This is a genomic window from Microvirga aerophila (assembly GCF_003332305.1).
GTDB lineage: Bacteria > Pseudomonadota > Alphaproteobacteria > Rhizobiales > Beijerinckiaceae > Microvirga > Microvirga aerophila.
In genome coordinates this window covers 1-13,078 of the sequence record NZ_QOIO01000087.1, presented here as the reverse complement: position 1 = coordinate 13,078, position 13,078 = coordinate 1, and the positions used below count along the sequence as shown (strand labels likewise).

Sequence of the window (13,078 nt, the reverse complement as noted above, 5' to 3'; positions counted from 1 at the left end):
GGAGAAGCTGCGCTTCGCCATCCGCGAGGGCGGCCGCACCGTCGGCGCCGGCGTCGTCGCACAGGTCATGGATTAATCAAGTTCCAGGTGGCGGTTCGCCGCCACCTGTCGACCGCCGGAGGAGTGTAGCTCAATCGGCTAGAGCACCGGTCTCCAAAACCGGGGGTTGGGGGTTCGAGTCCCTCCACTCCTGCCAGCGGATCGACAAAGTGGGCGTTTTGCGTTAAAGAGCGCCCCAACGATGGAATAACAGGTGGCGTGAGGCTGAGAAAACGGCCTCGCGCCCCTTCAATTTGGGCCAGATGGTGCCCTTAGAGGACGTCCCGGGTGCTTGATCAAGGTGCCTGGACGCGAGCGAAATGGCGAAAACGAACCCGTTCGATTTCATACAGCAGGTCCGCTCCGAGGCCGCGAAGGTCACGTGGCCGACCCGCAAGGAAACCATGATCACGACCGCCATGGTCTTCGTCATGGTCGTGCTTGCGAGCGTGTTCTTCCTGGTGGTCGATCAGGCGATCGGCTGGGGCGTCAGCAAGGTTCTCCTCGGGTTCGGCGGTTAAGGGTTGGATGGAATGACGAAGCGTTGGTATATCGTCCACGCCTACTCGAACTTCGAGAACAAAGTCGCCCAGTCCATCAAGGATCAGGCGGCCCAGCGCGGCCTGGAAGACAAGTTCGACGAGGTCATGGTGCCGACCGAGAAGGTCGTCGAGGTGCGCCGTGGCCGGAAAGTGGATACGGAGCGCAAGTTCTTCCCGGGCTATGTCCTGGTGAAGTGCGATCTGACTGATGAGGTCTACCACCTCATCAAGAATACCCCAAAGGTGACCGGCTTCCTCGGCGCCGACAAGTCCAAGCCGGTTCCGATCCCGGATCGGGAAGCCGAGCGGATCAAGGGGCAGGTGGCCGAGGGCGTGGATCATCCCAAGCCTGCCATGAGCTTCGAGGTCGGCGAGCAGGTCCGCGTGTCGGACGGCCCGTTCGCTTCGTTCAACGGCGTCGTCGAGGAAGTCGACGAGGCCCGAGCCCGCCTCAAGGTGGCGGTGTCCATCTTCGGCCGCGCAACGCCGGTCGAACTCGAATACGGTCAGGTCGAAAAGGTCTGACGTATAGAGCGGCGCCTTCATGGCCCCGCTCTTCAGGTCCCTTAGGGGCCTTTCACCCGTGGGAGGTCTGCCCGGTAGCCAACCGGGACCATCAGGCTGCACCGCGACCTGCAACCACCACTCCGTTCGGTCAAGCTCCGACCGGGTGGTCCATTGGAAAGCAGTCCTATGGCAAAGAAAATCTCGGGCTACGTTAAGCTCCAAGTGCCAGCTGGCGCAGCCAACCCGTCTCCGCCGATCGGTCCAGCTCTCGGTCAGCGCGGCCTCAACATCATGGAATTCTGCAAGGCCTTCAACGCGAAGACCTCGCAGATGGAGAAGGGCACCCCGATCCCGGTGATCATCACCGCGTATCAGGACCGTTCCTTCACGTTCGAAATGAAGCAGCCCCCGGTCTCCTACTTCCTCAAGAAGGCGGCGAAGATCGACAAGGGTTCGCAGACCCCCGGCAAGGGCGGCAAGGTCGGTCGCGTGACCCAGGACCAGATCCGTGAGATCGCCGAGAAGAAGATGGTCGATCTCAACTGCGACACCGTTGAATCCGCCATGGCCATGATCGAGGGCTCCGCGCGCTCGATGGGCATGGAAGTGGCATAAGGAGGGCATGATGGCTGTTAAAGAAGGTAAGCGCATCCGCGCCGCCCGCGAGGGTATCGACGTCGTCAAGCTCTACCCGATCCAGGACGCGGTGAAGCTCATCAAGGAGCGCGCCAAGGCCAAGTTCGACGAGACGATCGAAGTTTCGATGAACCTGGGCGTTGACCCCCGTCACGCCGACCAGATGGTCCGTGGCGTCTGCAACCTGCCGAACGGCTCCGGCCGTACCGTGCGTGTGGCAGTGTTCGCTCGTGGCGCCAAGGCCGATGAGGCCCGCGCTGCCGGCGCCGACGTGGTGGGCGCCGAAGAGCTGTTCGAGACCGTCAACGGCGGCACGATCGACTTCGATCGCTGCATCGCCACCCCGGACATGATGCCGCTCGTCGGCCGCCTCGGTAAGGTGCTCGGCCCGCGCGGCATGATGCCGAACCCGAAGGTCGGCACCGTCACCATGGACGTGAAGAGCGCCGTCGAGGCCGCCAAGGGTGGCGCGGTCGAGTTCCGTGTCGAGAAGGCTGGCATCGTGCATGCCGGTATCGGCAAGGCCTCTTTCGACGAGGGCAAGCTGATCGAGAATATCAAGGCCTTCGCCGATGCGGTCGCCAAGGCGAAGCCCACCGGCGCCAAGGGCACCTACATCCAGCGCGTCGCCGTCTCTTCGACGATGGGCCCGGGTGTGAAGGTCGATCCGGCGTCTGTCCTCGGCGCATAACCCGATCGACCGATCCTAGATTTTGAGGGCCCGGCGCTTCGTCGCCGGGCCTTTTCCATTGGAATTCCAGCAAAAAGCCTTGAAAACTCCGGAACCCGCGCATAAATCGGCTCTGCGGCTCCAAACTTTCCCCAAGGAAAAGACACGTAAATGCCTCTTGGCTTTTCTATCCAAAAGGCTTATGGAGTCGCGTTGAGTTTCCAAAAATTGCCAGAGACCGGATTTTCAGCCTGGTCTTTGGCGCCGAATCCGCTCCGAAAGGAGCGGTGACAGGCCGGCGGGCCAAGGGTTCACCTTTGGCGCGATCCGGCTATGTCCTGTCCGAGACTGCGGGCGCTGGCTTGTCCAGCTTAATTCGAAAGGGCCTGCATAGACGGGGAAGCCGAGTTTTTCAGCCTGCTAACGCGGGCGAAGGGTATCGGTTCGAACCATCTCACCCGGTGCGCCTGAAAAGGCGTGATTTGGGGGACAGGGCTTGCGAGAGCGTCGTTCAAGATGCCTCGGGCGCAAGCCTGGGCCTTGAATGGCAGGTGCAACCGGCGGATCTTCCATCCGCCAACCGGAGAGAGCCCAGTGGAAAGAGCAGCAAAACGCGAGCTCGTCTCGACGCTCAACGGCGTGTTCAACAACACGAGCGTAGTCGTCGTTGCCCACTATGCGGGTCTGACGGTCGCCGACATGCAGAAGCTGCGCGGGCAGATGAAGCAGGTGGGCGCCACCGTCAAGGTCGCAAAAAACAGCCTCGCCAAAATCGCTCTCGAAGGCACGGACGTCGCGTCCATCTCGGGCCTCATGAAGGGTCCGACTCTGATCGCTTATTCGAGCGATCCGGTCGCGGCGGCCAAGGTCGCAGTCGATTTCGCCAAGGGTAACGACAAGCTCGTGATCCTCGGCGGCGCAATGGGCGCGACCGCCCTGAACGTGGACGGAGTAAAGGCCCTTGCGACCTTGCCGTCCCTCGATGAACTGCGCGCTAAGTTGGTCGGCCTTGTCCAGGCTCCGGCCACGAAGATCGCTCAGCTCAGCACGGCGCCGGCGGCAAAGCTCGCCCGCGTTTTCGGGGCCTATGCCAAGACAGGCGAAGCGGCGTGAGGCCGTAACCTCAACCATCAAACTGTTCGAACCGAACTTAAGGATCATAAAATGGCTGATCTTGCCAAGCTCGTTGACGATCTTTCGTCGCTGACCGTTCTCGAGGCTGCTGAGCTCGCGAAGCTCCTCGAAGACAAGTGGGGCGTTTCCGCTGCCGCGGCTGTGGCCGTTGCGGCTGCTCCTGGCGCCGGTGGCGCTGCCGCCCCCGTTGAAGAGCAGACCGAATTCACGGTCGTTCTCGCCAGCGCCGGCGACAAGAAGATCGAAGTGATTAAGGAAGTCCGCGCCATCACCGGCCTGGGCCTGAAGGAAGCCAAGGATCTGGTCGAAGGCGCTCCGAAGCCCGTCAAGGAAGGCGTTGCCAAGGACGAGGCCGAGAAGATCAAGGCGACCCTCGAGAAGGTCGGCGCCAAGGTCGAACTCAAGTAATTTCTGCGGCCGTAAGGCTGTGAGATTGCTCCCTGGCCTTGTCTGGCCAGGGGTTCAAAGAACACGCGGTCCCAGGCAGTTTTGCTTGGGGCCGTTGTGTCGTCAAAGAGGTCAAGGGCTTCGGGCCTATGGTCTCCGAGGGCGGCAAAGGGCCGAAAGGTCCGCAGATTTTGTGGCGAAGCTGGCGGCCTAATGCCGTCGGGCGGCTGATCGAGCCTCCTCCGCAGCAGGCGGGATGCTCGATCAGCCGTGTATGAGGAACGAGGTCCAGATGGCCAACACACTGATCGGCCGGAAGCGCATTCGCAAGTTCTTCGGAAAAATCAGGGAAGTCGCAGAGATGCCGAACCTCATCGAGGTTCAGAAGGCGTCCTACGACCAATTCCTGATGGTCGAAGAGCCAAAGGGTGGCCGGCCGGAAGAGGGATTGCAAGCTGTCTTTAAGTCGGTTTTCCCGATTTCGGACTTTTCGAATACCGCTCTGTTGGAATTCGTAAAGTACACCTTCGAAGCCCCGAAATATGACGTCGACGAGTGCCGTCAGCGGGGCATGACCTTCGCTGCGCCGCTCAAGGTGACGCTGCGCCTGATCGTGTTCGATGTGGACCCGGATACCGGCGCCCGCTCCGTGAAGGACATCAAGGAGCAGGACGTCTACATGGGCGACATGCCGCTCATGACCGACAACGGCACCTTCATCGTGAACGGCACCGAGCGCGTCATCGTCTCCCAGATGCACCGCTCCCCGGGCGTGTTCTTCGACCACGACAAGGGCAAGACCCATTCGTCCGGCAAGCTGCTGTTCGCCGCGCGCATCATTCCCTATCGCGGTTCCTGGCTCGACATCGAGTTCGACGCCAAGGACATCGTCTATGCCCGCATCGACCGGAAGCGAAAGCTTCCGGTGACGTCGCTGCTCTATGCCTTGGGTCTCGACGGCGAGGAGATCCTCAACACATTCTACAACCGCGTCATGTACCGTCGCGTGAAGGACGGCTGGACTGTGCCGTTCGACGCCGAGCGCATGAAGGGCTTCAAGGCAACCGTCGACCTCATCGACGCCAAGACCGGCGAAGTCGTTCTCGAGGCGGGCAAGAAGCTCACCGCGCGCGCTGCCCGTCAGCTCGCCGAGAAGGGCCTGACCGAGCTTCGCGCCACGGACGAGGACCTGTTCGGGCAGTACATCGCCGAGGACCTGGTCAACGCCAATACGGGTGAGATCTACGCCGAGGCCGGCGACGAAATCACCGACAAGATGCTCAAGGGTCTGGAAGAGGCCGGTCTCAGCGAGATCCCGGTCCTCGACATCGACCACGTCACGGTCGGTCCCTACATCCGCAACACGCTTGCCATCGACAAGGCCTCTTCCCGCGAGGACGCCCTGTTCGACATCTACCGGGTCATGCGCCCGGGCGAGCCGCCGATCCTCGAGACGGCGGAGGCCATGTTCAACTCGCTGTTCTTCGATGCCGAGCGCTACGACCTCTCGGCGGTCGGACGCGTGAAGATGAACATGCGTCTCGACCTCGACGCAGAAGACACCGTGCGCACCCTGCGCCGCGAGGATATGCTCGCGGTCACGAAGGCGCTCGTGGACCTGCGCGACGGCAAAGGCGAGATCGACGACATCGACCATCTCGGCAACCGCCGCGTCCGCTCGGTCGGCGAACTGATGGAGAACCAGTATCGCCTGGGCCTCCTGCGCATGGAGCGCGCCATTAAGGAACGCATGTCCTCTGTCGATATCGACACGGTCATGCCGCAGGACCTGATCAACGCCAAGCCTGCCGCCGCCGCGGTTCGCGAGTTCTTCGGCTCGTCCCAGCTGTCGCAGTTCATGGACCAGACCAACCCGCTCTCCGAGGTCACGCACAAGCGTCGTCTCTCGGCGCTTGGCCCGGGCGGTCTGACCCGCGAACGCGCCGGCTTCGAGGTGCGCGACGTGCACCCGACCCACTACGGCCGCATCTGCCCGATCGAGACGCCGGAAGGCCCGAACATCGGTCTGATCAACTCGCTGGCGACGTTTGCCCGCGTCAACAAGTACGGCTTCATCGAGACGCCGTTCCGCCGGGTGCGCGACAGCCACGTGACGGAAGAGGTGATCTATCTCTCGGCCATGGAAGAGGCGAAGTACAACATCGCCCAGGCGAACGCCGCTCTCGACGACAACGGCACGCTCACGGAAGAACTCGTCATCTGCCGCCGTGCGGGTGAAGTGATCGTCGTGGCGCCCGAGCGCGTCGATCTCATGGAAGTGTCGCCGAAGCAGCTCGTGTCCGTCGCAGCCGCGCTCATCCCGTTCCTCGAGAACGACGACGCGAACCGCGCCCTCATGGGCTCGAACATGCAGCGCCAGGCCGTCCCTCTGGTTCAGGCGGACGCCCCGTTCGTCGGCACCGGCATGGAGGCGATCGTCGCACGGGATTCGGGTGCCGCCATCGCGGCTCGCCGCGCCGGCATCGTCGACCAGGTGGACGCGACCCGTATCGTTATTCGCGCCACGGAAGAGACCGACCCGACCAGGCCCGGCGTCGACATCTATCGTCTGCAGAAGTTCCAGCGCTCGAACCAGTCGACCTGCATCACGCAGAAGCCGCTGATCCGCGCCGGCGACGTGGTCCGCAAGGGCGACATCATCGCGGACGGCCCGTCGACGGAACTCGGCGAGCTGGCCCTCGGCCGGAACGTGCTCGTCGCGTTCATGCCATGGAACGGCTACAACTTCGAAGACTCGATCCTGCTCTCCGAGCGGATCGTGAAGGACGACGTCTTCACCTCGATCCATATCGAGGAGTTTGAAGTCATGGCCCGCGACACCAAGCTGGGTCCTGAGGAAATCACGCGCGACATTCCGAACGTATCGGAAGAGGCGCTGAAGAACCTGGACGAGGCCGGCATCGTGTATATCGGCGCCGAGGTCCATGCCGGCGACATTCTCGTCGGCAAGATCACCCCGAAAGGCGAAAGCCCGATGACGCCGGAAGAGAAGCTTCTGCGCGCCATCTTCGGTGAAAAGGCCTCCGACGTCCGCGACACGTCGCTTCGCGTCCCCCCGGGCGTGACCGGCACCATCGTGGAAGTCCGCGTCTTCAACCGTCACGGCGTTGACAAGGACGAGCGCGCCCAGGCGATCGAGCGCGAGGAAATCGAGCGTCTCGCCAAGGACCGCGACGACGAGCAGGCGATCCTCGACCGCAACACCTATGCGCGCCTGGCCGACATCCTGATCGGGCAGAGCCCGGTTGCAGGGCCGAAGGGCTTCAAGAAAGACACCAAGGTCACCCGCGAGGTTCTGAACGAGCATCCGCGGTCCCAGTGGTGGCAGTTCGCCGTCGACAACGATGCCCGCATGACCGAAATCGAGGCCATGCAGAAGCAGTACGACGAGTCCAAGAAGCGCCTTGAGCAGCGCTTCCTCGACAAGGTCGAGAAGCTTCAGCGCGGCGACGAGCTTCCGCCCGGCGTCATGAAGATGGTCAAGGTCTTCGTGGCGGTGAAGCGCAAGATCCAGCCCGGCGACAAGATGGCCGGCCGCCACGGCAACAAGGGCGTCGTGTCCCGCATCGTTCCGATCGAGGACATGCCGTTCCTCGAGGACGGCACCCATGCGGACATCGTGCTCAACCCGCTCGGCGTGCCGAGCCGCATGAATGTGGGTCAGATCCTCGAGACGCACCTTGGATGGGCTGCCGCCGGTCTCGGCAAGCAGGTCTCCCAGGCGGTCGATGCCTACATGAAGTCCGGCACGGCCACGGCTCTGCGCGAGCAACTGGTCTCGATCTACGGCAACATGCCGGAAATCGACGACTCGAGCGATGAAGAGCTCGCCGAGCTCGGCCGCAACCTGCGTCGCGGCGTTCCGTTCGCCACGCCCGTCTTCGACGGCGCGAAGGAAGCGGATATCGAGGCGATGCTTGCGAAGGCCGGTCTCGAAACCTCGGGTCAGGTCACGCTCTATGACGGACGCACGGGTGAGTCGTTCGACCGCAAGGTCACGGTGGGCTACATCTACATGCTGAAGCTCCACCACCTCGTGGACGACAAGATCCACGCCCGCTCCATCGGCCCGTACAGCCTCGTCACCCAGCAGCCGCTGGGCGGCAAGGCCCAGTTCGGCGGCCAGCGCTTCGGCGAGATGGAGGTGTGGGCGCTCGAGGCTTACGGCGCAGCCTACACCCTTCAGGAAATGCTCACGGTCAAGTCGGACGACGTGGCCGGCCGCACGAAGGTCTACGAAGCCATCGTTCGTGGCGACGACACCTTCGAGTCGGGTATTCCGGAGAGCTTCAACGTTCTCGTGAAGGAAATGCGCTCGCTTGGCCTCAACGTGGAGCTCACCAACTCCAAGAAGGCTGCCAACGAGGCGGAGCAGTTGCCTCCGTCCGAGGCGGCCGAGTAAGCGCCGAGGCGCTTACACATTAGGATCACAGGCCGCGGACGTTTCGATGCCGCGGCCTCATGCAATTGCCGGTGGGGGTTCTTATCTAAGGCCCTTCAGCCCAGGAGACGGCGATGAATCAAGAGGTCATGAATCTTTTCAATCAAACGGCGCAGCCGCAGAGCTTCGATCAGATCAAGATCTCGATCGCGAGCCCTGAGAAGATTCTGTCCTGGTCTTATGGCGAGATCAAAAAGCCTGAGACCATCAACTACCGTACGTTCAAGCCCGAACGCGATGGCTTGTTCTGCGCGCGAATCTTCGGCCCGATCAAGGACTACGAGTGCTTGTGCGGCAAGTACAAGCGCATGAAGTACAAGGGCGTGATCTGCGAGAAGTGCGGCGTCGAGGTGACTCTGGCGCGGGTCCGTCGCGACCGCATGGGTCATATCGAGCTGGCCGCCCCCGTTGCCCACATCTGGTTCCTGAAGTCCCTGCCGAGCCGCATCGGTCTGCTGCTCGACATGACCCTCAAGGATCTGGAGCGCATCCTCTATTTCGAATCCTACATCGTCGTTGACGCGGGCCTGTCCCCGCTCAAGGACCGTCAGCTGCTGTCCGAGGACGAGTATATCCGTGCTCAGGACGAGTATGGCGAGGATTCGTTCACGGCCATGATCGGCGCGGAAGCGATCCGTCGTATCCTTCAGGAACTCGACCTGGAGAAGGTGGCGGTCGACATCCGCGAGGAGATCGCCGTCACCACATCGGAGCTCAAGCCCAAGAAGCTGTTGAAGCGCCTCAAGATCATCGAGGCGTTCCTCCAGTCCGGCAACAAGCCCGAGTGGATGATCCTGACGGTCGTTCCGGTGATTCCGCCGGACCTGCGTCCGCTCGTGCCGCTCGATGGCGGCCGCTTCGCGACCTCAGACCTGAACGATCTCTACCGCCGCGTCATCAACCGTAACAACCGCCTGAAGCGGCTGATCGAACTGCGCGCGCCGGACATCATCATCCGCAACGAAAAGCGCATGCTGCAAGAGGCCGTCGACGCTCTGTTCGACAACGGCCGCCGCGGCCGCGTCATCACGGGCGCCAACAAGCGTCCGCTGAAGTCGCTCGCCGACATGCTCAAGGGCAAGCAGGGCCGGTTCCGTCAGAACCTGCTCGGCAAGCGCGTCGACTATTCGGGCCGTTCGGTCATCGTGGTGGGTCCGGAGCTCAAGCTCCATCAGTGCGGCCTGCCCAAGAAGATGGCGCTCGAACTCTTCAAGCCGTTCATCTACGCCAAGCTCGACGCCCGCGGCCTGTCCGCCACTGTCAAGCAGGCGAAGAAGCTCGTCGAGAAGGAAAAGCCCGAGGTTTGGGATATCCTGGACGAGGTCATCCGCGAGCATCCGGTTCTCCTGAACCGCGCTCCGACCCTGCACCGTCTCGGCATCCAGGCCTTCGAGCCCACCCTGATCGAGGGCAAGGCGATCCAGCTGCACCCGCTCGTCTGCGCCGCGTTCAACGCGGACTTCGACGGCGACCAGATGGCCGTTCACGTGCCGCTCTCGCTGGAAGCCCAGCTTGAGGCTCGCGTGCTCATGATGTCGACGAACAACATCCTGCACCCGGCCAACGGTCAGCCGATCATCGTGCCGTCGCAGGACATCGTTCTGGGCCTCTACTACCTGTCCATCGTGTCTGACGGTGAGCCGGGCCAGGGCAAGGCCTTCGCCGATATGGGCGAGATCGAGCACGCGCTGCACGAGAAGGTCATCACCCTCCACTCCAAGATCCGCTACCGTTGGGAAGGTCTTGGCGAGGACGGTCAGCCGGTCTCCAAGGTTTACGAGACGACTGCCGGACGCGTGATGCTCTCGCGTCTCCTGCCGAAGCACCCGATGCTTCCCTACGACGTCGTGAACAAGCTCATGACCAAGAAGGAAATCTCGGCGACCATTGATGCCGTCTACCGGCACTGTGGCCAGAAGGAGTCGGTGATCTTCTGCGATCGCATCATGGCTCTCGGGTTCTACAATGCGTTCAAGGCCGGCATCTCGTTCGGCAAGGACGACATGGTGATCCCGGAGAACAAGTGGCAGATCGTCGAGGAGACCCGGGCCCTCGCCAAGGACTACGAGCAGCAGTACCAGGACGGCCTCATCACCCAGGGCGAGAAGTACAACAAGGTCGTCGACGCCTGGGCGAAGTGCTCGGATCGCCTTGCGGGCGAGATGATGAACCGCATCTCCGCGGTCAAGAAGGACGATGCTGGCCGCGACAAGCCGGTCAACTCGATCTACATGATGTCTCACTCGGGCGCCCGCGGTTCGCCGGCGCAGATGAAGCAGCTCGCGGCGATGCGCGGCCTCATGGCCAAGCCGTCGGGTGAAATCATCGAGACGCCGATCATCTCGAACTTCAAGGAAGGCCTCGACGTTCTCGAGTACTTCAACTCCACCCACGGCGCCCGTAAGGGTCTGGCCGACACGGCGTTGAAGACCGCGAACTCCGGCTACCTGACGCGTCGTCTCGTCGACGTGGCGCAGGACGCGGTCATCCGCGAGCCGGATTGCGGCACCGAGAAGGGCATCCGCATGCGGGCCATCATCGATGCCGGCCAGGTGGTCGCGTCGCTGGGCTCCCGTATCCTGGGCCGTTCGACGGCCGAGGATCTGGTGGCGACCGACGGCTCGATCATCGTCGCCAAGGGCACGATGATCCAGGAAGCAGATCTCGAGGCGATCACCGCTGCCGGCATCCAGGAGGTGAAGATCCGTTCTGTGCTCGTCTGCGAGTCCAAGAACGGCGTCTGCGCCACCTGCTACGGTCGTGACCTAGCCCGAGGCACCCCTGTCAACCACGGCGAGGCGGTCGGCGTCATCGCGGCTCAGTCCATCGGCGAGCCGGGCACGCAGCTGACCATGCGTACCTTCCACATCGGTGGCGCGGCCCAGATCGCCGACTCGTCCTTCTTCGAGTCGAGCTTCGAGGGCACCATCGGGTTCCGTAACAAGAACATTGCACGCAACTCCGATGGCGACCTCATCGTCATGGGCCGCAACGTGGCCGTCGTGATCCTCGGACCGGATGGCACCGAGCGGGCGGTTCACCGCCTGCAATACGGCTCCCGCCTGAAGGTGGACGAGGGCGACACGATCAAGCGCGGCCAGCGTATCGCCGAGTGGGATCCTTACTCTCGCCCGATCCTCACCGAGATCGAGGGTGTGGTGGGCTACGAGGACTTGGTCGACGGCGCCTCCATGATCGAGACCATGGACGAGTCGACCGGCATCGCGAAGCGCGTGGTGATCGATTGGCGCAGCTCGGCCCGTACGGCCGACCTGCGTCCCGCGGTCATCGTCGAGGGCAAGGGCGGTAAGATTGCCAAGCTTCCCCGCGGCGGCGACGCTCGCTACCTCCTGCCGGTGGACGCGATCCTCAACTCGGATCCGGGCACGAAGGTCAAGGCGGGCGACGTTCTGGCCCGTGTTTCGACCGAGAGCGCCAAGACCCGCGACATCACGGGCGGTCTGCCGCGCGTAGCGGAGCTGTTCGAGGCCCGTCGTCCTAAGGATGCGGCCATCATTGCGGAGAAGTCCGGCACGATCCAGTTCGGCCGCGACTACAAGAACAAACGTCGCCTGACGCTTAACCCGCACGATGGATCGGAGCCGGTGGAGTACTTGATCCCCAAGGGCAAGCACATCCACCTCCAGGACGGCGACGTGGTGGAAGTCGGCGACTTCATCGTGGACGGCAACCCGGCCCCGCACGACATCCTTGCCATCAAAGGCGTCGAGGAGCTGGCAGCCTACCTGGTGAACGAGATCCAGGAGGTCTATCGCCTACAGGGCGTGCTCATCAACGACAAGCACATCGAGGTGATCGTTCGCCAGATGCTGCAGAAGGTTGAGATCACGGAGGGCGGTGACTCCGATCTGCTCAGCGGCGAGCAGATCGACCGTCTGGAGCTCGAGGAGATCAACGAGCGCCTTGTCGCCGAGAAGAAGAAGCCCGCCGAAGGCGTGCCGGTTCTGCTCGGTATCACCAAGGCGTCGCTCCAGACCCGCTCCTTCATCTCGGCGGCGTCCTTCCAGGAGACAACCCGCGTCCTCACGGAGGCGGCGGTCAACGGCAAGGTCGATACCCTCGAGGGCCTCAAGGAGAACGTGATCGTCGGCAGCCTGATCCCGGCGGGCACCGGCGCGCTCAACGCCCAGATCAAGGCTGTCGCGCAGCACCGCGACGACCTGATCCTGCAGCAGAAGCGCTCCGAGTCGGAGGCTTCGGTCAGCGAACTGCCCCCAGCGGCCGAGTAACCGCCAGGCTTCATAACCTTCAGATCAGGCCGCCCTCGGGTGGCCTTTTCTTTTGGCACCCTGCCCAGACAGCATGGAGCGCCGCCCAACGAAGGCCGCAATGCGGTACCGGAATAGGATCTGCGACTAAAGCATCGGACTGGAAATTCGACTCTTAGGGTTCTGGGTTGATGTGATCTGTGATTCACTTCGTCGGACGGGAGGTGGATCATGGGTCACTGCTATTCTCTCGATCTTCGTATGCGGGTTGCAGCCTTCGTCGAGGCGGGCCATTCCTGCCGGACGGCGGCCCGCCACTTTGGCGTCAGTGACAGCTGTGCCATCAAGCTGATGCAGCGCCAGCGGCGGTTCGGCTCGCCGGCGCCCGCCCGCCAAGGCCGTCCGCCGGGAGGTGGCAAACTGGTGCCTTATGAGACCTTCCTGATCCAAGCCGTCGAGGCACACCCCGCCA

Annotated in this window: 10 protein-coding genes and 1 tRNA gene; all 11 read left to right on the top strand. The window is 62.8% G+C overall.

All coding sequences use genetic code 11. The features are described 5' to 3' along the window. The coding region (locus DRB19_RS32005; RefSeq protein WP_162815788.1) for an EF-Tu C-terminal domain-related protein at positions 1-76 on the top strand (76 nt) is incomplete at its 5' end. Positions 77-119: 43 nt separating this feature from the next. Further along, positions 120-196, top strand: a tRNA-Trp gene (locus tag DRB19_RS26920). Between the two features lie 163 nt (positions 197-359). After that, the gene (gene secE / locus DRB19_RS26915) at positions 360-560 is read left to right on the top strand and encodes a preprotein translocase subunit SecE (protein ID WP_114189075.1); all 201 of its coding nucleotides are present in this window, start codon (positions 360-362) and stop codon (positions 558-560) included. Between the two features lie 12 nt (positions 561-572). Continuing rightward, positions 573-1,106 carry a transcription termination/antitermination protein NusG gene (gene nusG / locus DRB19_RS26910; RefSeq protein ID WP_114189074.1) on the top strand — a complete coding sequence of 178 codons (534 nt, stop codon included), beginning with the start codon at positions 573-575 and terminating at the stop codon, positions 1,104-1,106. A gap of 168 nt (positions 1,107-1,274) precedes the next feature. Further along, complete coding sequence (rplK, locus tag DRB19_RS26905; protein ID WP_114189073.1) at positions 1,275-1,703, top strand: 50S ribosomal protein L11; 429 nt, start codon at positions 1,275-1,277, stop codon at positions 1,701-1,703. Between the two features lie 10 nt (positions 1,704-1,713). Further along, positions 1,714-2,415, top strand: a complete 702-nt coding sequence (rplA, locus tag DRB19_RS26900; protein WP_114189072.1) for a 50S ribosomal protein L1 — start codon at positions 1,714-1,716, stop codon at positions 2,413-2,415. Between the two features lie 573 nt (positions 2,416-2,988). Continuing rightward, on the top strand, positions 2,989-3,507 hold the full coding sequence (gene rplJ / locus DRB19_RS26895; protein ID WP_114189071.1) for a 50S ribosomal protein L10: 519 nt from the start codon (positions 2,989-2,991) through the stop codon (positions 3,505-3,507). A gap of 51 nt (positions 3,508-3,558) precedes the next feature. Continuing rightward, positions 3,559-3,936 (top strand): 50S ribosomal protein L7/L12, encoded by a 378-nt coding sequence (gene rplL, locus DRB19_RS26890; protein ID WP_114189070.1) that lies wholly within the window; start codon positions 3,559-3,561, stop codon positions 3,934-3,936. 271 nt (positions 3,937-4,207) lie between these two features. Beyond that, positions 4,208-8,338 carry a DNA-directed RNA polymerase subunit beta gene (gene rpoB / locus DRB19_RS26885; RefSeq protein WP_114189076.1) on the top strand — a complete coding sequence of 1,377 codons (4,131 nt, stop codon included), beginning with the start codon at positions 4,208-4,210 and terminating at the stop codon, positions 8,336-8,338. A gap of 113 nt (positions 8,339-8,451) precedes the next feature. Next, positions 8,452-12,627, top strand: coding sequence for a DNA-directed RNA polymerase subunit beta' (gene rpoC, locus DRB19_RS26880; protein WP_114189069.1), 4,176 nt, complete (start codon positions 8,452-8,454; stop codon positions 12,625-12,627). A gap of 210 nt (positions 12,628-12,837) precedes the next feature. Then, the coding region (locus DRB19_RS26875) for an IS630 transposase-related protein (protein ID WP_245439450.1) at positions 12,838-13,078 on the top strand (241 nt) is incomplete at its 3' end.